Here is a 19,217-nt window from a genome sequence, read left to right on the forward strand (position 1 = left end):
AGGCCCGCCTCGAAGACTCTTCCGTCGCCCTTCCCCAGGAGGGCACCCCGCCGTAAGGGGACGGCCCGTGCGGCCTCGCCTCTTCCGTGACCGAAGGTCCCTGTCCCGGGTTCGCCGAGCGGGCCGGGACGTTCCCCACCGGCCTCCATGGCCTCCCCTCTCGCGCCCCTCGCCCGGCGGGGATCCTCGCGTTGGCGTTCCACCGGCCGCGGCCTCGTCCTGGCGCGCGGCGGAGCCCCTGGAGGCAGCGGCAGGTCATGCGTCACCGGAGGAACAGGACGTTGCGCGCGGTGTCCCCCCACCGCAACCCGGGTGGCCGCGTCGCGGCGGTAGGGTCATGCCATACGGCGGTGTCCGATGGGGCGCTGGTCATCCCCATACGGGTCACCGCCCTCTTCCGCGGCCTCCGCGTTCTCTTCCTCGTCCCTCTATCACGGGTTGGTCCTCACGTCATGCGCCTGGTGTTCACGAACGCCGATCAGGAAACGTTCGACCGGTATCGTTCGTTGTTCGTCACACGAGTGGTCGATCACGCCCGCAGGGAACGGATCGAGGTGTCCCGGTGGGCGCTGGAGACGATCCTCGACTTCAAGTACGGCGAGCCCGACCTGGGCGGCGACGGACTGCTGGCGCGCTGGCACGGTTCCGACGTCGCCGCCCTGCTCCTGGACTGGCTGCCCCGAGAGGACATGGCCGCGCCGTTGCGCGTCGAGGAGGTGCGCTCCTCGCTGCTGGCCTGGGTGGAGTTCCTGCGCGCACGCGGATGGTACGACCCTCACTCCGACGAGCCGGGGGAGCTGGTGGAGACCTTGGACACGCTCGCCGACGCCTACCGCCAGGCCGTGGCGAACCCGGCCGAGCACCGGGTCTCCCTGTTCCTCCAGCACAGCATGGTCGAGGCCGGCTACGACCCCGAGGATCCCGACCAGGTCGCGGAGTTCGAGGCCGAGGTGGAGTCCGGCGGGGTGTCGCTGGACGAGGAGCTGATGGCCGCGATCGCGTCGGGCGAGGAGGAGGCCCCGCTGTCGCCCCTGTCGGGTCCCGGGCGGACCGGCTACACCTGGCGTGCCCCGCGGCTGCTGGAGGGGGCGGCCCTGGCCGAGGCGATCGAGGCGACCCCGACCATGCTCCGGCTTCGCGAGCAGGGCGACGACGCGCTCCCCGAGGACTCCGTCGAGGCGTGGCTGCTGGCCTACGAGGCGCTGGGGGAGGCGCTCGCCGAACGGCTGGGGCTCGACGAGGACGACTTCTACGAGGCGTTCGGCTCCGAGGCCGACGAGTTCGTCGCCTCCATCGTGACGACGCTGTTCATCGAAAGGCTGCCGCTCCCCGGCACGCTCGTCTCCGAGGTCGTCGCCGAGATGGGCGACCCCCTGGAGGAGGACCGGCCGCTCACCGACGAGGAGTCCGAACAGTTCGACCGCGCGGTGGGCCTGGTCCTCGGCGAGCTGGAGGGCCTGGGGGCCGTCGCGCGCGAGACGACGGGCGAGGAGGCCGAACTCGCGGGCGAGCCGGTGTTCCGGTTGACGCCGTTGGGCGAGTGGATCGGGTTCGACGAACTCGTCCTCGACGACTACACGATCCGCACCTTCGATGAACTGATGGCCGAGGACGCCGAGGTGCTCGTCGAGCGTGCCGCGGCCGGCGAGCCGTTCAGCGACGTCGACCTGGACGAGTGGATCGGGCAACGCGGCACGGAACGGGCGATGCGGGAGCTGGTGGAGGTGGCGCGGCGCACGGACGACTGCACGCACCGCGGAACGGTCCGCGCCGTCACCGCGGAACATCCCCAGGAGGCCCGTCCCGTCTACGAGGAGCTGCGCGCGGACGGGGCGTTCGGTCCCCAGGCCCGCGCCTGGCTGTTCGACGCGGGCTTCCTCAAGGAGGGTGAGCTGGAGCCGGCCGACCTGCCGTGGGTCATGGTCGACGGCGTCGCCGCCATGGCGCGCATGAACCTGTTGGACGAGGAGCGGCTCGGCGAGCTGCCGGTCCGGCGCGGCGGCGAGGGAGCGTCGCTGCTGGAGCTCGCCCCCTCGCTCGGCCATCCCGAGACCACCTTCCTGCTGAGCTGGCTCGGGGACAACCATCCCGACCCGGGGGTCCGCAAGGAGGCGCGCACCGCGCTGTTCCGCTACCAAAGCGGCGGTGGCCGCTGACCTGGGCGGTCTGCACGCGCGGGGCGCCCCGGCGATACCTGCCGGGGCGCCCCGCGCGCCGTCGTCCAGACGCCGTCAGCGCGTGACCTCGAACCGCTCGTTGGGAACGGTGTGGGTCATCTTCAGGCCGTTGACGTCACGAGGGCCGTTCTTGCCGAGCTTGCCCAAGCGGTCACGGTCCTCGTCGGTGAGGGTCTGGCTCTGAAGCGGCTCCAGGTGGGCGACGTCCTCGGGGGAGATGCCGAGCCCCTCCCCGACCCGTAGCCCCAGCTCGTCCTCGACCAGCAGGAAGTGCCAGACCATCCGTTCCTGGATCGGACGGTCGCACTGGGAGAGCTGGTTGACGAAGTTCTTCACCAGATCGTCGCGTTCCCACTGCTCCATGAGCCGGAAGCGCTGCCCCGCCTGCTTGTAGTCGTTGGTGCGCGGGATGCGTTTGCGCGTCACCCTGCCCACGATCTCCGGGCCCTGCTCGTCGTGGGTCGGGTACTGGGCCTCGCACAGCCCGCCGGTGATGGAGGGCTCGTAGTTGACGTGCGGGTTCCGGCCCCCGTTGTCCTGGGAGTAGGCCATCTGGCCGTCACGCTGGTTGGTGCGCACCTGGGCGTTCTTGGCCTGGTTGACCGGCAGCTGCAGGTAGTTGGGCCCCACCCGGTAGCGCTGGGTGTCGCTGTAGGAGAAGGTGCGGCCGACCAGCATCTTGTCGTCGGAGAAGTCCAGGCCGTCGACGAGCACACCGGTTCCGAACGAGATCTGCTCGTTCTCCGTGAAGTTGTCGACGACGTTGCGGTTGAGGACGAGCCGGCCCACCGGCTTGGGCGGGAAGTCCTGCTCCGGCCAGGTCTTGGTGTCGTCGAGCGGGTCGAAGTCGAGTTCGGGATGCTCGTCGTCGCTCATCATCTGCACGAACAGCTCCCACTCGGGGTAGTCGCCCCGGTCGATGGCCTCGCGCAGGTCCTTGGTGGCGTGGCCGAGGTCGTGGGCCTGGATCTTGGCGGCGTCCTCCTCGGTCATGCTGCGCACGCCCTGTTTGGGCATCCAGGTGTACTTGACCAGCACGGTCTCGCCCTTGTCGTTCACCCACTTGTAGGTGTTGACGCCGAACCCCTGCATGTGACGGTAGTCGGAGGGGATGCCGCGCGGGCTGAACAGGTTGACGAGTATGTGCATGCACTCGGGCGTCTGCGACATGAAGTCGAAGATCCGGTTGGGATCCTGCCGGAAGGTCACCGGGTCGGGTTTGAGGGAGTGGATGACGTCGGGGAACTTGATGGCGTCACGGATGAAGAACACCGCGAGGTTGTTGCCCACAAGGTCCCAGTTGCCCTCCTCGGTGTAGAACTTCACCGCGAAACCGCGCGGGTCGCGGACCGTCTCCGCGGAATCGCGTCCGCCGATGACGGTGGAGAACCGCAGCGCGACGTCGGTGCGCTTGCCCGCCTCCTGGAACAGCCCGGCCCGGGTGTAGCGGGAGATCGGTTCGTCACCCCACTTCCCGTAGGCCTCGAAGTAGCCGAACGCGGTCGCGCCACGGGCGTGCACGACCCGCTCGGGGATCCGTTCCCGGTCGAAGTGGCTGATCTTCTCCAGGAAGTGGTAGTTCTCCAGCGTCGCCGGGCCACGGGCGCCGACGGTGCGCTGGTTCTGGTTGTCGTAGACGGGGTGGCCTTGCCGGTTGGTCAGGGTCTGGCGCTCATCACCGCTGCGGCGGCCCTGGCTTGCTACGTCCGTCATGACAGAACTTCCTCGATTACTCTCGGCACCGGTGTTCGTGGGGTTCTCGGCCCGCTACCCGACCCCCTCGCCCTAATCACGGCCCCACCCCCGGGTCTGCGCCCGGGGGTGGGGTGGTTCGGCGCACTCCGCCCGGGTAGCCGTCCCGCGCTCGGCACGGAGGAGGGACGAGGAGATGGGACGACACGAGACGGTGCACGAGGCGCGGGCGATCGCCGAGAACGGGAGTGTGCGGACCGAGGAGGGTGCGCTGGTGACCCCGTTGGCATCGCCCCTGAAGCCGAACGGTCGCGGGGTGACACCCGAGCAGTTGCTGGCCGCCGGCTTCGCGGCGTGCCTGCACCACGCCGCGGCCGAGGCCGCGGCGGCCGACGGGGGCGGCGGCGCCGGCCGGCCGGTCCGGGTCGAGACCCGGGTGAGGCTGGGACGGGACGGGGGGCGTGGCTATGCCCTCGACGTCCGCGCGACGGTCCGTCCCAAGGGGGTGGGTCAGGACCACTGGGAGACGATCGCGCGCGCCGCCGAGGAGATCTGGCCCTTCGGCTGCGAGGAGTCGTCTCGCTTCAGGATCCACGTCGTACCTGACGACGGGGACTGCCCGGGCGACTAGCCGGCGCGCCTTTCCGCGGGCCTCTCCCTCTGGGCGTGTGCCGTCGTGGCCGCACAGGCGTGCCTCGGGTTGTCCACAGCCCTCGGATTGCGGTGGTGAGGGCCGGCGTCCGGTACGCAGCATGGAGGTGCGGCGCTCAGATCGGGCGCCCGCCCCACCCTGGAGGTTCGCCATGTCCTGGATCGGACGTCTCCTGCTCGTCACGCTGTTCACCGTGACCACGACCACCTGGCACAGTGGTGCGCTGGGCGACGAAGGCGCGAAAGGGGGCATCGTGGACGGCTTCGCCGTGAACCATCTTCCTTCGGGGATCGGTTCGTCGGTCTCCGACTTCTCCTACGAATGGGGCGGGGTCGCCTTCTCCTCCCGGGTGTGGGAACGCGACCTCGGCGAGGAGGGGCACCGGGTGGACCTGAGCGTGGCGGTACTGCGGGGCGAGCGTCTCCGCGATCTCGCCGGTCTGCGGGATTTTCTGGCCGAATACCACGAACGCGATCTCGCCACCTGGCGGCTGACCCCCTTCTCCCACGGTTCCGATCCCGGCCTGATCACCGAAGGCCAGGCGTTCTGGTCGGTGGCGCCGGGGCTGGCCGTGTCGGTCCGTCTCGATCCCGCCCGCTTCGACCTCCCCGAACTCACCGCGACCGCGCTCGGTGTGGTACCGACCGCGTGAGTCCGTTTTCCGACAAGCCGCATGTCCCTCCCCCTGGGCGGGGAGGGACCCTGGAGAGAATCCACGTGGAAAGAGGGGCACATGCGACGGCAGTTCGTCAACGACCCGGCCGACCTCGTCAACGAGGCGCTGGAGGGGTTCGAGGCCGCGCAGCGCGGTCGGATCCGCTGGAACCGCGATCCGTCCTATGTGGTACGCGCGGACTCCGGCCGGCGCCGCGGCAAGGTCGCCCTCGTCTCGGGGGGCGGGTCGGGACACGAACCCCTGCACGTCGGCTATGTGGGACCGGGAATGCTCGACGCCGCCGTGCCGGGCGCGGTGTTCGCCTCTCCCACCGCCATCCAGATCCAGGCGGCCTCCCGGGCCGCCGATTCCGGCGGCGGCGTCGTGCACATCGTCAAGAACTACACCGGTGACGTGCTGAACTTCCGCATCGCCGCGGAACTGCTGGAGGACGACGGCATCCGCGCCGAGGCGGTGTTCGTCGACGACGACGTCGCCTCCGACACCGGCGACGGCGAGGGACCGGGACGGCGCGGCACCGCGGCCGTCATCGCGGTCGAGAAGCTCTGCGGAGCCGCGGCCGAACGCGGCGACGACCTCGACGAGATCGTCGCCCTGGGACGGCGGATCACCTCGGGAGCCCGCACCTTCTCCGTCGCCCTGGCCGCGGGGGCGCATCCCGGTCAGGGACGGCCCTCCTTCGACCTCGCGGACGACGAGATCGAGTTCGGTGTCGGCATCCATGGTGAGCGGGCCCGCCAGCGCCACCCCTTCGCCCCCGTACGCGACCTCGTCCCCGAGATGGTCGATCGGGTACGCGACCCCCTCGGGCTGGGCCGCGGGGAACACGTCATCGCGATCGTGAACGGGCTCGGCTCCACCCATGACCTTGAGCTGTACGCCATCCACCGCGAACTCGTCCAGGTGCTGGCGAAGGAGGGGATCGTCATCGACCGCGCGCTGGTGGGCACCTATCTGACCTCGTTGGACATGGCCGGTTGTTCGATCACGTTGATCCGCTCGGACGACGACCTGGTCGACCTGTGGGACGCCCCGGTGTCCACGCCGGCGCTGACCTGGTGAACACCCCTGGAAAGGAGTCCGCACCGATGACGACCGGATTCACACCGGCCCAGACGAGCCAGTGGGTGGATGGCTTCATCGCCACCGTGGAACGGGCCGAACCCGAACTCACCGATCTCGATCGGCGTAGTGGCGACGGCGACTTCGGCACGAACATGACCACCGCCCTGCGACGCACCCGTGACGCCCTCGTCCGCAATCCGCCCCGGGACCTGGGCGACCCGTTCGAGACCATGTCCACGACCTTCCTCTCCTACAGCGGAGGCACCAGCGGACCACTGTTCGGCATGTGGTTCCGCGAGTTCGCGAAGGCCGCCCGTGGCGGGGAGGAATTCGGGGTGGGCGAGCTCACCGAGGCCACCGCCAACGGCCTGGCGACAATCCAGCGCCTCGGATCGGCGAAGGTCGGCGACCGCACCATGGTCGACGCGATCGCCCCGGCGGCCGAGGCCCTGGAGCGGGCCCGTAGCGACGGCGCCGACCTCGCGGGGGCCGTGGACGCCGCGTTGGAGGCCGCCCAGCGTGGCGCCAAGGGCACCAGCGAACTGCTCGGCCGGAAGGGCCGGTCCAGTTACGTCGGCGAGGCCGCGTTGGGCGCGGCCGATCCGGGAGCCCTGACCATCGCCCTGTTCTTCCAGGCCGCCCGCGTGGTGGTGGGCAGGAGATCGGGATAGGAGGCTGTCTCCCGGCCGCCACCGCGGCCGGGAGACCCGACGGGGGTCGGGCCTACTCCGTGCCCCACGAGGCCACCAGGTTGTCGAATCTCGAACCGTAGCGCACCTTCAGCGTCGCGCCGGCCGCCTTCCCGGTGATGCGCAGGTGTGGGGCCGGGGGATCGGCGACCTCGTTGACCCGGCTGTCGATGGTTCCCAGCCAGGAGGTGTCGACCTCGATCTCGGCGGAGGCGTGGTCGGGCAGGATGAGCTTCGCCTCGCCCCACGACAGGGTGATGTCGATATCGACGACGGAGGTGGTGAACACCGCCTTGCGGAAGTCCAGTCGGACGGTGCCATAGGGGTTCTTGACGATGATCTGGCCGGGGACCCGCCAGGCACCGGTACGGGTGATCGTGCTGCCCTTGGCCTTCAGCTCCAGGGTTCGCTCCGTCCCGCCCGGGACGAGACCGCCTTCCGACCCGGCAACGGCGACTCCCGAGGACGTGGCGGGGAGGTCAGCGGTCAACGGCGCGAGGTCGGCGTAGGTACGTGCCCGGTAGGTCAGGTCGAGCCGTTCGTCGAGCTCCTCAAGCGTGATCCGCCCCTCGGCCGCGGCATCACGCAGGATCTCGGCCACGCGCTCCCGATCGGCGTCGGAGGCGCGCAGGGCATTGTTCACCTCGTCTGGGCTCACGTTCCTCCCGTCCTACTCCTCGTGCTCCTTCAGCGGATTCCCATCGTAATCGGACAAAGGAGAGCCGGGCAGCCCCCGTGTCGGCTCGCCCCACCCGTCAGGCGGGCTGCTGCTCGCGCGCGGGCTCGACGGCGAGGCGTCCGGTGCCGGCGGCCCAGCGTTCGAAGACCACGGTGCCCAGTGGCGGCACGCTCGCGACGAGCGCGAGCAGCCCGGTCAGGGGACGCCAGCGCAGGGTCCACCAGGCGAGCACCGCGAGGATTACGTAGACGATGAACGCGATGCCGTGCAGCGGGCCGAAGATCGTCACGCCGATCTCGTTGTGAACGACGACGTATTTGAAGAACATGCCGACCAGCAGCCCCATCCAGGTCACCGCTTCGACCGCCGCCACGACCCGGAACGCGGTCACTATCGCTGCGCGCAACTGAACTCCTCCTGGACCGGACGACGCGGGGTGGGACCGCCTCACCCTAACCCGCGCCCACAGGTGGCCAGAACCGGCCTCCTCCGCCGTCCTCTTCTCGCCGGCCCCGTCCCGTCCCTCCCCCCCTCTTCTTTTCGGCCCCACTGATAAGCGTTTTACGGTCACAGGTGCCGCGTTCGCTTCCCCAGCGCGAGGCCTCCGTGGGCCACATCATCTTGCCCACCCCCGGAACCGGCCTTGAAAACACGTCCTGAGCTGCACGGACACCACACGCTCCGGCTCCTTGTGACCGGTCTGGATTCCTCCTTCCCAAGGGGTTTGCCGGAATTCCGCGGGGGCGATGTTCTTAGGTGACGCGGTGGTTGCACGCAACCTTCTTCCCCACGCGAATCCCCACGTCAGGTCGATGACCGGAGGAACCCCCGACGTGCCTCAGCTCGCGATTGCCCCGACTTTCCTCAGCGATTTCTCCCGTCTCGATGCCCGGGTCCAGGCCGCCACGCTGACGGTCATGCAGGCCTACATGGCCGGTGACCGAAAGGACCTCGAACCTATTTCGGACGCACCGGACCCCCGGGTGCGCGTCATGCAGATCGGTCCCGAATGGTCTGGTGTCGTCGCGCCGACCTCGGCGGACGTCTACTGCCTTGTCGCGGTCCGCCCCCACGACGAGGCGGTCGCCTTCGCCCGGGGCTACCGGGTCCCCTCCACCGCCCCCATGGAGATCGTGGAACCACACACCCCGTCCCCCATGGCCACGCCCCGCGCCCCGCGGGTCAGCGGCCCCGCCGAGCTCTCCCGCGGCCTGGGCCGTTCGTTCGCCGAATGGCGGATCACCCTGCACCCGGACCAACACCGCATCGCCAGCGCCCGGTTCAACGGGTCCGCTCAGGTCACGGGCGGTCCCGGGACCGGAAAGACCGTCATCGCGCTGCATCGGGCGGCGCACCTGGCCTCCCTACAGGACCGCCTCGACGGTCCCGCCGGTCACCGTCCGGTCCTGCTCACGACCTTCAACCGGCTCCTCGCCCGCACCCTGGCCGATCAGCTCGACCGGATCGTCCCCGACCCCCACGTGCGCTCCCGGATCGAGGTCGTCACCATCGACGCCCTGGCCCGGGGGATCGTCCAGGAACAGTCCGGCGCGCCCCTCCAGACACTCGCCAAGGAGGCGCTCGCCGAGCGCTGGCGCGAGGCCGCCCGCGCCGACGGCATCCCCTACTCCGGCCGTTTCCTGGTCGACGAGTGGGAGCAGGTGATCCTCGCCCGGGACATCACCGACCTGCCCTCCTACATCCGTTGTGAACGCAATGGTCGGATCCTGCACCTCGCCCCCGAGCACCGCACCCTGGTGTGGGAGACGATCCGGCGCTACACCGGCGCGATGCGTGTGGCCGGCGAGTGGTTCTACCCCCAGATCGCCCAGGAGGCCGCCCGTCTCCTGCGCCACTCGGGCCCCCGTTACCAGCACGTCGTCGTCGACGAGGCCCAGGACCTCCACCCCGCGCAGTGGCGACTGCTACGCGCGGCGGTGGACGAAGGACCCGACGACCTGTTCATCGTCGGCGATCCGCACCAGCGGATCTACGACAACCGGGTCTCCCTGGCGTCGCTGGGGATCAACGTGCGCGGTCGCAGCCACCGGCTGCGGGTCGGCTACCGGATCACCCAGGAGATCCTGGACTGGGCGCTGCCCATCCTGGGGCGGACGGCGGCCGTGGGGCTGGACGACAACGCCGACACCCTCGCGGGTTACCGTTCCCTCCTGCACGGCCCCGATCCGGTGGTACGCGCCTGCTCCAGCCGGGCGGAGGAGCTGGCCGCGCTCGGGGCGTGGGTCCGGGGGTGGCTCGAAGCCGGGATCGTCCCCTCCTCCATCGCCGTTGCCGGGCGCAACCAGTGGGTGGTGCGGCACGTGGCCAAGGAGTTGACCGCCCGCGGGATCGCCACCGCGCCGCTGGACACCGGCGAGGATGCCGAGGGGGTGCGCGTGGGAACGATGCACAAACTGAAGGGGCAGGAATTCCGTTGTGTGGCGGTGGTCGGCCTGAGTGAGCCGCTCCTGCCCCCGAAGGCCGCGATCGAGGCGGCCGAGGGCGACCCCGTCGCCCTGGAACAGGTCCACCAGCAGGAACGCAACCTCGTGTTCGTGGCGTGCACCCGGGCCCGTGACGCGCTGTATGTGTCCCATGTCGGGGAGCCGAGCCGGTTGCTGCCGCGTCCGGCCCACGCCGAGCGTCGCTGAAACGCGTGAGCCCGGCCGTTCCCGTGGACGGCCGGGCTCACGCCTGGTGTGCGCTCAGGAACCGACCGACTGGGCGAAACCGTCGATGACGATGGAGTCCGCCTCTGCGAGGGGATGTTCGACGTCCACGTCGGTGACGATCATGTAGGGCAGCAGCAACGGAGGGGGGAAGTCGGGGGTGAAGGTCAGGGGGATGCCGAGCAGGCGGACCTCCATCCGGGTGACGTGCAAGACGACGTCGCCCTCCATCGTCATGGAGGGGATGTCCAGCGTGCTACGGACCGTTCCCTCTTCGAACCACTTCTCGGCCCCGGTGAAGACCCCCTCGTCCATGGTGAGCTTCAGATAACGCCGCGGGCCGTCGGTGGTGGGGTACTCGACGACGCCGCCGAACGCCGCCCCGCTCATCGTGAGGCGGTCGGCGCTCAGGCCGGAGGGGGCGGTGTGCGCGATGAACCTGCCATCCCCCTCATGGACCGTGAAGTCCGGGACCTCGCCGCGTTCCCGGGCGGCCTCACAGGCCTCGATGATCGCGCGGAACTCCTCCTCGGAGATGTCGGTGACCCCTTCGCGGACCTGACACTCCTCGGCGACCTCGGCCTCCTCCTCGGAGTCGCCCTCCTCGTCCTCCTCCTCGGGCCGGCCGTCCTCACCGCCGTCTTCATCACCGTCCCCGCCGTCGTCCTCACCTCCGTCGCCGGGGCCGGGTGAGGCTCCAGGGGGCTCGGAGGGCTGGGAACCGGGCGAGGGGGAGACCGAGGGCGAGGGAGACGGGCTGGGGGTGGCCTCCTGCTCCGCCGTCCCCTCCTGCCCACCACCGAACCGGTCATCCCATGGCCAGGCCGGCGCGGACAGGGCGAGGAGGAGCGCCAGGGGAAAGGCGATGACGCCGTGGACCTGCCCCTCGCTTCCGACGATGGGAGGCCGCTCCTCGGATGTGCCGTCCCCTCGGGGTTCCGCTGCGGGCTCTTTCTCCGCCGGGCCGGTGGGCGGGACGGTCGCGGAGCCGCGTGCCCGGCGCCGATGCTCACGGGGTTCCTTGGGGCCCCAGGCGAAGACCGACGAGCCGCCGACGATGCCGGTGAGCAGGCCGATGCCGAACCCGCCGAAGTTGGAGGTCACGAAGGAGACGAGCGAGAGCAGGATGGCGACGATCCCGAAGAAGAACCGTTGGGCGGGTTGCAGCCAGGTCAGCACGCCGATCGCGATGAGCAGCAGTCCGACGAAATAGCCGGAGACGCCGGCGATGCCCTGGTGGATGATCAAGGGGAGGGGCGCCATCGGAGCCGCGACGATGGCCAGACCCGCGACGATGACGAGGAGGCCGCCCCAGAAGGGACGGGTCCTGCGCCATGTCCGAAACCCCTGTCGGGGAGCATGCCGGAGTTGGGCGGTTCCGTGCCTTCTCATGGCCTTAGAAGCACTCGTGGTCGCCGGGCTTGACACCGAGCTGGAGCCCGTTGAGCCCGAAGGTTCCGGCGTTGACCGACCAGGCGGTGAGCCGCAGGTCGGTGACGTTGATGGTGCCGGCCTGCATGCCGAACCCCCCGGGAGCGCCGGCCTCGCCGCTGGCGTTCTCCAACGTGCTGGCGTCACGGCCGATCTGCATGCCGGAGAAGGACGCCTCCCCGGAGAGCTGCTCCAGGTCGATGACCATGTTGCGGGCGGTCACCGGCGTGCCGTCCTGACCGGCCTCGACGAGCAGTGTCACGTCGCCGACGGGCGTCTCCATCAGGACCGACTGGCACAGGTTGGTCAGCTCGGCGTCGTCGATGACCGACAGCGCGACGGGGTGAGCGGTGTCGTCCACGGAGGTCGCGACGTCGCCGAACTGGGCGAATCCCGTTCCCTCCAGGGAGTCGGCCGAGACCTTGAAGTTCTGGCCGGACACCGCGAAGGAGGCGGCGATGCTGCCCTGGGCGGTGAGGACGACGAGGACCGCGGCCGCACCGAGGGCGGGGCCGAGGGCGAGGAGGAAACGCCTCCACCCCACACCGCCCTGGACGATCGTCTGCGTTTCTTCTGCCATGGGAACTGCCTCCTCAACCGGGGTCGGCCGTGGCCGGTCCCGCGCCCGGGATGGGGGATCGGGGGTCTCGAGAGGGATGACCGCTCGGGTTTTCCATGTGACACCCTACTCATCAGTAGGTGAGGAAGATTACAATAGTTAATGTCACATTTCTAGGTGGCTCGTTTTTCATTTCGAGCACGCTTCGGGCCACGTTCCCCGTCCCCGAGAGAAGAGAAGGTGTGCCATGGCCCCCGAGCACGACCACACCGCGGAGACCACGGCCCCCCGGCCCACCACCCCCGGCTCCGGGGACGACATGTTCGACTACGACGTCCTCGTGGTGGGATCCGGGTTCGGCGGTTCGGTCAGCGCGCTCCGCCTCACCGAGAAGGGATACCGCGTCGGCGTCGTGGAGGCAGGCCGCCGCTACACCCCCCAGACCCTGCCCAAGAACTCCTGGGACCTGCGCAACTTCCTGTGGGCCCCGGCTCTCGGCTGCTACGGGATCCAGCGCATCCACCTGCTCCGTGACGTGCTCGTCCTGGCCGGCGCGGGCGTCGGCGGCGGTTCCCTCAACTACGCCAACACGCTGTACGAACCGCCGAGGGAGTTCTTCGCCGATCGGCAGTGGCGCGACATCACCGACTGGCACGACGAACTGGCCCCCTTCTACGACCAGGCCAAACGGATGCTCGGGGTGCGCACCAACCCGCACATGACCCCCTCCGACGTGCACCTGAAGAAGGTCGCCGAGGACATGGGCGTCGGCCACACCTTCCGCCTCGCCCCGGTCGGCGTCTTCTACGGTGACGGACTCGACGGCGAGGGCAACGAGCGGATCGAACCCGGATCCGAGAGCGCCGATCCCTACTTCGGCGGTGCCGGCCCACGCCGGCGTTCCTGCACCGAATGCGGCAACTGCATGACCGGGTGCCGACACGGCGCGAAGAACATGCTCACCGAGAACTACCTCTACTTCGCCGAACGCGGCGGCGCGGTGATCCATCCGATGACCACGGTGGAGCGGATCCGTGAGCGTCCCGAGTCCCTCGGCGGTGGATACGCCGTGGACACCCTCGTCACCGGCGCTCCGCGGGTCCGGGCCAACGCCCGCACCCTCACCGCCCGCAACATCGTGCTCGCCGCGGGCACCTACGGCACCCAGCGCCTGCTGCACGCCATGCGCGACAGTGGGCTGCTCCCCCGCATCTCGCCCCGACTGGGATCGTTGACCCGGACCAACTCCGAGTCCCTGGCCGGGGCGATGACCACGTCGATGACGCCCCCCGAGGACTTCACCCGGGGGGTCGCCATCACCTCCTCCATCCACCCCGCCCCCTACACCCACGTCGAACCGGTGCGCTACGGAAAGGGGTCCAACGCGATGGGACTCCTCGCCACGATCCAGGTGCCCGGTGGTGGACGGATCCCCCGCTGGCTGCGTTTCCTCGGCCTGGCCGCCGCCCATCCCTACGTCTTCGCGCGCAGCCTCTCGGTGCGCCGCTTCTCCGAGCGCACCATCATCGGCCTGGTGATGCAGTCGCTGGACAACTCGCTGACCACCTACACCCGGCGCGGGTTGTGGGGAGGACGCAGGCTCACGTCCCGACAGGGGCATGGCGCTCCCAACCCGACCTGGATCCCCAAGGGCCAGGAGGTCATGACGCGGCTCGCCAAGGAGATCGACGGGTTCCCCGGCGGCACCGTCGGGGAGGTGTTCAACATCCCGTTGACCGCGCACTTCCTCGGCGGCTGTCCCATCGGCGCCACCCCCGAGCAGGGAGTGGTGGACCCCTACCACCGGCTCTACGGCCACCCGGGGATCTCCGTTGTGGACGGATCGACGGTCTCGGCGAACCTCGGGGTCAACCCCTCCCTGACGATCACCGCGCAGGCGGAACGGGCGATGTCGCTGTGGCCCAACCGGGGTGAGGCCGACCCCAGGCCCGAGCCGGGATCCCCCTACCGGCGTGTCGACCCGGTCTTCCCCCGCCATCCCGCCGTTCCCGCGGGAGCGTTCGCCGAGCTGAACTTCGGTCGGCGTCGCTCCCTCTCCGTCGAGGTGGTCCCTCCGGCCTCCACCGCGGCGGCAGGCTGACTCCCACTCCGGCGGGGCTTCCCCTCCGGTCCCTTCCCGCCCTCCCCTGCCCTCACGGGCCGTCAGGTCCGTGGACGCCCCCGGACGGAGGCTCGATGACCCCCCTGCGCTACGCCGTCGAAAGCCCACGGAGCCTCAGGACACCCGACGGCGCGCTGCTGCGGGTGTTCCTGCGCGGGCCGGACGACGCTCCGCTGACCGTCGTGTTGTGCCACGGCTGGTTCCTGTCCTCCGACACCTGGCGTCTTCAGGTGTCGGCGCTGTTCTCAGGCCGGTCGGGGATCGAGCCGGGGAGGGTGCGGGTGGTGCGCTGGGAACAGCGGGGCCACGCCGGTTCCACCCTGGGCGCCCGCCGTGTGGACGGCGGGCTGCTCGGCGCGGGTCTGGCCGCGGTCATCCGGGAGTTCGCCCCGACGGGCCCTGTGGTCCTGGGCGGGCACTGCGTGGGGGGTGTGGCGGTGTGCGCGCTGGCCGCGGCCCATCCCGATCTCGTCGCCGATCGGGTCCGCGGGCTCCTGCTGGTCTCCGTGCCGTCCGGGCGGCCGGCCCCCGAAGGTCCGGGGCTTCCGCGGGCGGCGCGCGTGTCCGCCCTCGCGCGGCGCGGCGTCTTGGGAGCGCTCGCAGCGCTCCCCGGACCGGTCGAGCACCTGCGCGCTCTCCTTCCCGCCCACTGGAGCGCTCACCAGGCGCTCGTCCGCCGGACGCTCTTTGGACGTCACGCCGACCCGATGCTGGTCCGGGAGTGCGCGGAGCTCCTCCACGCCACACCCACGGCCGTCATCGCCGCCTTCCGACCGGAGGTCGTGGCGTCGGGCGCGCCGCGCTTTCCGACGGCGCTGCGTGACGTCGCGGTGAGGATCATGCTGGGCGAGGAGGACCGGTTGACGCCGGCCCACCACGGCGACGCGCTGGCGCGGGCCCTGCCGGACGCCCGGCTGGACCTGCTGCCCGGGGTCGGACATGTACCGATGTTGGAGAGTCCCCGACTCGTGGAGGAGCGGCTGGCGGAGCTGTGCCGGGCCGCCCTGTGAGGCAGGGCGGCGGTCAGGCGCTGTGCCGCTCCTCCTTCGCCGCCTTGAGGTGTTCCAGGACGGCGGCGAAGTGCTCGCCCAGGGCCTCTTGGAGGTGGTGGGCCATGGCCTGGGCGAGGATCGCGTCGACCGCGGTCTGGGCGAGCGGACGCGCCCGGCGGATCAGCTCGGCCGCGCCGGCGATGTCGTCTCCCTGGAGCAGCCCGCCGGGGGCGTGTACCGCCAGAACGTGGTCGGCGACCGTCCCGACCAGGTCCCGCGCCGCCGCGTCGATGCGCTCGCGTAGCTGTTCGGCGATGTCCAGGACGCCGTCCAGGGACATCCCGATGGAGACGAGTTCGGCTCCCGCGTGCAGGAGGCGCGGGCTGGGCGCGCGGAAGCGCACACCGTCGCGTTCGAGCAGGCCGAGCCGCAGCGCACGGGTCAACGTGGCGGGGGTGACCTGACCGCCGAACATCCCGCGCAATTCGTCCAGGGTGACGTAGACGGGGATCTCGTCGGTCCAGGGATCGCCGACCGCGGACTCGAAGCCGAGCACGTCGGCGAGGTCGCCGCCGCGCTCCCAGACGGTCACCAGTTCGCTGATGTTGGCGAAGGTGTAGCCGCGTTTGAGGAGCTGGCCGATGAGCCGCAACCGGGCCAGGTGGGCCTCGGTGTAGATGCCGACCCTGCCCTCCCTGCGAGGAGGCGGCAGGAGTCCACGGTCCTGGTAGACGCGGACGTTACGGACGGTGGTCTCGGCGAGCCGGGCCAGCTCGTCGATGCGGTATTCGGCCATGGGCTCAGCTTATGGACCGTGGGGCGTGGGAGGGCGCGCTCCCGGGCTGGGAACCGGAGTGGTGCGGGCCGTCGCGGGTCTCCACGGGCCCGGAAAATTCCCTATTGCATCGTGACAATGCTCATTGTAACGTTCTTAATGAGAACTGTGGAGGAGGTCACATTGGCGCCGGACACGCAGGGTGATCTCAGCGGACGCGCCCCTCATCTCCGCCCCGCCTCCGGCTCCACGGCGCCCACCACCCCGCTCTCGCCACCGCCTCGTCGGGGATGGGCCCGGCCGGACACCCCGCGGCTTGCCGGCACACCGGGGCCCGTCCGTCCCTCACGCACAGCAGCGCCGCACCCGCAAGGAGAAACGCCATGACCGTCCAGGCACAGGCGCCCGCCCCGACCGACCGCGAGGACATCGCCAAACGGCTTCTGCGCTCTTCGGCGAAGGCGTCCTTCGACCCGCTGGTGGAGATCGACTGGGACGCGCCGATCGACCGCGACCGCTACGCCCTCCGCCCCGAGCGGGTCTCGCTGTACGGGACGGAGCTGTGGGACCGCATGACCGAGGAGCAGCGCAAGGAGCTGAGCCGCCACGAGGTCGCCAGCATCGCCAGCATCGGGATCTGGTTCGAGACGATCCTCATGCAGATGCTGGTACGCCACGCCTACGACCGCGACCCCACCTCCAACCACATCCAGTACGCCTACACCGAGATCGCCGACGAGTGCCGTCACTCGGTGATGTTCGCCAAGATGGTCGGCAGGCTCGGCGCCCCCTACTACCGGCTCGACCCGGTGACCCACTTCCTCGGCAAGGTGTTCAAGACGATCTCCAACGGCCCGCTCACCTTCAGTGGGGCGCTGTTCGTCGAGGAGATCCTCGACCAGATCCAGCGCGAGGCCATGACCGACGAGTCCCTGGAACCCCTGGTGCGCGCGGTCTCGCGCATCCACGTGGTCGAGGAGGCCCGGCACATGCGTTACGCGCGGGAGGAGTTCATCCGCGACTGGCCCAGGAGGAACGCGCTGTCCCGCGCCTACACCCGGCTCGTGCTCGGCCTCGTCGTCTACTACTCCACCACCCGCCTCATCAACCCCCGCTGCTACGCGGCGGTGGGACTGAACCCCCGCGAGGCGCGCAGGGTCGCGCTGCGCAACCCGCACTGGGTGGACACGCGCACCTGGGCCGCGCGCAAGGTCGTGGCGACGCTCAGCAAGGCCGGAGCCATCTCGGGTCCGGGCAGGTACCTGTGGCGCAAGGCGGGTCTGCTGGGGCGCCCCGGGGCGCCGGCCTGACCGATCGTCGCGCGCACACCGCCACGGCCCGTCGAACTCGCACGGCCCCGGCCTCGTGCCCCGGCCGTGCGCAGCGGCCACGGCGTCCCGGTGGAACGATCGCGCCCGTGTCACCGGACGCCGTGGCCGACCCCGGTTTCCCTCGTGAAAGGTCCGCTCGTGACGAAAGCCCCTGAGCCCCCCGCCTCGGGAGTGCCCCACCACCGCGTCGCCATCATCGGTACGGGGTTCGCCGGACTGGGCATGGCCGTCCGCCTCAAACGAGCCGGTCTGGACGACATCGTGCTGCTGGAACGCGCCGACGAGATCGGCGGCACCTGGCGGGACAACACCTATCCCGGTGCCGCCTGCGACGTCCCCTCGCACCTGTACTCCTTCTCCTTCGCGCCCAACCCCGGCTGGAGCCGCAGTTTCTCGCCCCAGCCGGAGATCTGGGACTACCTGCTGCGGGTGGCCAAGGACGAGGACGTGGTGCGCCATGTCCGGTTCGGTCATGAACTGCTGGCGGCCCATTGGGAGCCCGACGCCAACCGCTGGCGGCTGGAGACGAGCGGGGGGACGCTGACCGCGCAGTTCCTGGTCAGCGGGACGGGGCCGTTGAGCGATCCGTCGATCCCCGACATCCCCGGCCTCGAGCGGTTCGCCGGCACGGTGTTCCATTCGGCGCGCTGGGACCACGACCACGACCTGCGCGGACGCGATGTCGCGGTCATCGGGACCGGCGCCTCGGCCATCCAGTTCGTCCCCCGGATCCAGCCGCTGGTCCGGCGCCTGCACCTGTTCCAGCGCACGCCGCCGTGGATCATCCCACGCCACGACCGCCCCATCAGCGGGATCGAGCAACGGCTCTACCGCGCCCTGCCCGTGACCCAGCGGATCGCCCGGACCAGCATCTACTGGGCGCGGGAGAACTACGTGTTCGGGTTCGCCAAGAACCCCAGGCTGACGAAGGCCGCCGAGGCGCTCGCCCGTTTCCACCTGCGCCGCCAGGTCAAGGACCCGTGGCTGCGGGCGAAGCTGACGCCGGACTACACCATCGGCTGCAAGCGCATCCTGATGTCCAACGACTACTATCCGGCGCTCACCCGCCCCAACGCCTCGGTCGTCACCGAGGGCATCGCCGAGATCCGGGAACACTCGATCATCACCCGCGACGGTGCCGAGCACGACGTGGACACGATCATCTTCGGCACCGGGTTCCACGTCACCGACATCCCGGTGGCGCAGCGTGTCCACGACGCGGCGGGGGTGGCCCTGGGCGAGCGGTGGGGCGAGGACGCCCAGGCGTTCCGCGGCACCACCATCAACGGCTACCCCAACTTCTTCCTGCTGACCGGACCCAACACCGGGCTCGGGCACACCTCGCAGGTGTTCATGATCGAGGCGCAGATCGCCTACGTGATGGCCGCGCTGCGCTACGCCTGCCGCAACCGGCTGGACCGGATCGAGGTGCGCGCCGACGCCCAGGACGCCTACAACACGTGGGTCCAAAACGCCCTGGAGGGAACCGTGTGGACCTCGGGGGGCTGCGACAGCTGGTATCTCAACTCCGAGGGCCGCAACACCACGCTGTGGCCGACGTTCACCTGGTCCTACGCGCTGCGCACGCGCAGGTTCGACCCGGCCAACTACCTCCTCCGCCGCGAGACGCCGGCGTCCCGGACGGCCGTGGCGGCCTGACATGGTCCCGCCCGCGGGCGGGACCGCACCACACCGTTTCACGAACATC

16 protein-coding genes are annotated in these 19,217 nt (G+C 70.3%); 10 read left to right on the plus strand and 6 right to left on the minus strand.

What is annotated here, in order from left to right:
- Window positions 1-521 precede the first annotated feature (521 nt).
- Entirely contained in the window at window positions 522-2,156 is a 1,635-nt protein-coding gene (locus ACYVHU_RS13975; protein WP_498948713.1) for a hypothetical protein, read from the plus strand.
- A gap of 75 nt (window positions 2,157-2,231) precedes the next feature.
- Here ACYVHU_RS13975 and ACYVHU_RS13980 read toward each other — a convergent pair whose 3' ends face one another.
- A complete protein-coding gene (locus tag ACYVHU_RS13980) occupies window positions 2,232-3,890 on the minus strand; it encodes a catalase (protein ID WP_498948715.1) in 1,659 nt (552 codons plus the stop codon).
- Window positions 3,891-4,065: 175 nt separating this feature from the next.
- Here ACYVHU_RS13980 and ACYVHU_RS13985 point away from each other — a divergent pair, with 175 nt between their 5' ends.
- From ACYVHU_RS13985 to dhaL, 4 genes are all read left to right on the plus strand, one after another.
- Window positions 4,066-4,500: an OsmC family protein gene (locus ACYVHU_RS13985; protein ID WP_432939022.1), complete on the plus strand. Its 435-nt coding sequence runs from the start codon at window positions 4,066-4,068 to the stop codon at window positions 4,498-4,500.
- Window positions 4,501-4,672: 172 nt separating this feature from the next.
- On the plus strand, window positions 4,673-5,173 hold the full coding sequence (locus ACYVHU_RS13990; RefSeq protein ID WP_432939020.1) for a hypothetical protein: 501 nt from the start codon (window positions 4,673-4,675) through the stop codon (window positions 5,171-5,173).
- Window positions 5,174-5,254: 81 nt separating this feature from the next.
- Window positions 5,255-6,259, plus strand: a complete 1,005-nt coding sequence (locus tag ACYVHU_RS13995) for a dihydroxyacetone kinase subunit DhaK (RefSeq protein ID WP_078762266.1) — start codon at window positions 5,255-5,257, stop codon at window positions 6,257-6,259.
- A 26-nt stretch (window positions 6,260-6,285) separates the two neighbouring features.
- Window positions 6,286-6,933, plus strand: a complete 648-nt coding sequence (gene dhaL / locus ACYVHU_RS14000) for a dihydroxyacetone kinase subunit DhaL (protein ID WP_078762267.1) — start codon at window positions 6,286-6,288, stop codon at window positions 6,931-6,933.
- A 52-nt stretch (window positions 6,934-6,985) separates the two neighbouring features.
- Here the strand turns inward: dhaL and ACYVHU_RS14005 are convergent, their stop codons facing one another.
- Together ACYVHU_RS14005 and ACYVHU_RS14010 are read right to left on the minus strand one after the other, a co-directional pair.
- Window positions 6,986-7,609: a DUF1707 SHOCT-like domain-containing protein gene (locus ACYVHU_RS14005; RefSeq protein WP_235001002.1), complete on the minus strand. Its 624-nt coding sequence runs from the start codon at window positions 7,607-7,609 to the stop codon at window positions 6,986-6,988.
- 97 nt (window positions 7,610-7,706) lie between these two features.
- Window positions 7,707-8,036 (minus strand): DUF3817 domain-containing protein, encoded by a 330-nt coding sequence (locus tag ACYVHU_RS14010; protein WP_268805380.1) that lies wholly within the window; start codon window positions 8,034-8,036, stop codon window positions 7,707-7,709.
- Window positions 8,037-8,463: 427 nt separating this feature from the next.
- Here ACYVHU_RS14010 and ACYVHU_RS14015 point away from each other — a divergent pair, with 427 nt between their 5' ends.
- The gene (locus ACYVHU_RS14015; protein WP_144390133.1) at window positions 8,464-10,281 is read left to right on the plus strand and encodes a UvrD-helicase domain-containing protein; all 1,818 of its coding nucleotides are present in this window, start codon (window positions 8,464-8,466) and stop codon (window positions 10,279-10,281) included.
- A 54-nt stretch (window positions 10,282-10,335) separates the two neighbouring features.
- On the opposite strand, the gene ACYVHU_RS14020 is transcribed toward ACYVHU_RS14015, so the two are convergent.
- Window positions 10,336-11,691 (minus strand): DUF6114 domain-containing protein, encoded by a 1,356-nt coding sequence (locus ACYVHU_RS14020; RefSeq protein WP_078762269.1) that lies wholly within the window; start codon window positions 11,689-11,691, stop codon window positions 10,336-10,338.
- 4 nt (window positions 11,692-11,695) lie between these two features.
- A complete protein-coding gene (locus ACYVHU_RS14025) occupies window positions 11,696-12,310 on the minus strand; it encodes a DUF6230 family protein (RefSeq protein ID WP_078762270.1) in 615 nt (204 codons plus the stop codon).
- A gap of 226 nt (window positions 12,311-12,536) precedes the next feature.
- Here ACYVHU_RS14025 and ACYVHU_RS14030 point away from each other — a divergent pair, with 226 nt between their 5' ends.
- Together ACYVHU_RS14030 and ACYVHU_RS14035 are read left to right on the plus strand one after the other, a co-directional pair.
- Window positions 12,537-14,390: a GMC family oxidoreductase gene (locus tag ACYVHU_RS14030; protein WP_078762271.1), complete on the plus strand. Its 1,854-nt coding sequence runs from the start codon at window positions 12,537-12,539 to the stop codon at window positions 14,388-14,390.
- A gap of 95 nt (window positions 14,391-14,485) precedes the next feature.
- Entirely contained in the window at window positions 14,486-15,421 is a 936-nt protein-coding gene (locus tag ACYVHU_RS14035) for an alpha/beta fold hydrolase (RefSeq protein ID WP_078762272.1), read from the plus strand.
- 13 nt (window positions 15,422-15,434) lie between these two features.
- Here the strand turns inward: ACYVHU_RS14035 and ACYVHU_RS14040 are convergent, their stop codons facing one another.
- Window positions 15,435-16,199: a MerR family transcriptional regulator gene (locus tag ACYVHU_RS14040; RefSeq protein ID WP_078762273.1), complete on the minus strand. Its 765-nt coding sequence runs from the start codon at window positions 16,197-16,199 to the stop codon at window positions 15,435-15,437.
- Between the two features lie 362 nt (window positions 16,200-16,561).
- Here ACYVHU_RS14040 and ACYVHU_RS14045 point away from each other — a divergent pair, with 362 nt between their 5' ends.
- Both ACYVHU_RS14045 and ACYVHU_RS14050 read left to right on the plus strand, forming a co-directional pair.
- Window positions 16,562-17,488, plus strand: coding sequence for an AurF N-oxygenase family protein (locus tag ACYVHU_RS14045; protein WP_078762274.1), 927 nt, complete (start codon window positions 16,562-16,564; stop codon window positions 17,486-17,488).
- A 159-nt stretch (window positions 17,489-17,647) separates the two neighbouring features.
- Window positions 17,648-19,168, plus strand: a complete 1,521-nt coding sequence (locus ACYVHU_RS14050; RefSeq protein ID WP_078762275.1) for a flavin-containing monooxygenase — start codon at window positions 17,648-17,650, stop codon at window positions 19,166-19,168.
- The last annotated feature ends 49 nt before the right edge of the window (window positions 19,169-19,217 follow it).

This window comes from Marinactinospora endophytica (assembly GCF_054780875.1).

Excerpts from the sequence above, each read along its gene's own strand:
- ACYVHU_RS14025 (WP_078762270.1), bottom strand. The coding sequence starts at position 12,310 with ATGGCAGAAGAAACGCAGACGATCGTCCAGGGCGGTGTGGGGTGGAGG.
- ACYVHU_RS14020 (WP_078762269.1), bottom strand. The coding sequence starts at position 11,691 with ATGAGAAGGCACGGAACCGCCCAACTCCGGCATGCTCCCCGACAGGGG.
- dhaL (WP_078762267.1), top strand. The coding sequence starts at position 6,286 with ATGACGACCGGATTCACACCGGCCCAGACGAGCCAGTGGGTGGATGGC.
- ACYVHU_RS14045 (WP_078762274.1), top strand. The coding sequence starts at position 16,562 with ATGACCGTCCAGGCACAGGCGCCCGCCCCGACCGACCGCGAGGACATC.
- ACYVHU_RS13995 (WP_078762266.1), top strand. The coding sequence starts at position 5,255 with ATGCGACGGCAGTTCGTCAACGACCCGGCCGACCTCGTCAACGAGGCG.
- ACYVHU_RS13985 (WP_432939022.1), top strand. The coding sequence starts at position 4,066 with ATGGGACGACACGAGACGGTGCACGAGGCGCGGGCGATCGCCGAGAAC.
- ACYVHU_RS14035 (WP_078762272.1), top strand. The coding sequence starts at position 14,486 with ATGACCCCCCTGCGCTACGCCGTCGAAAGCCCACGGAGCCTCAGGACA.
- ACYVHU_RS13980 (WP_498948715.1), bottom strand. The coding sequence starts at position 3,890 with ATGACGGACGTAGCAAGCCAGGGCCGCCGCAGCGGTGATGAGCGCCAG.
- ACYVHU_RS13990 (WP_432939020.1), top strand. The coding sequence starts at position 4,673 with ATGTCCTGGATCGGACGTCTCCTGCTCGTCACGCTGTTCACCGTGACC.
- ACYVHU_RS14030 (WP_078762271.1), top strand. The coding sequence starts at position 12,537 with ATGGCCCCCGAGCACGACCACACCGCGGAGACCACGGCCCCCCGGCCC.
- ACYVHU_RS14040 (WP_078762273.1), bottom strand. The coding sequence starts at position 16,199 with ATGGCCGAATACCGCATCGACGAGCTGGCCCGGCTCGCCGAGACCACC.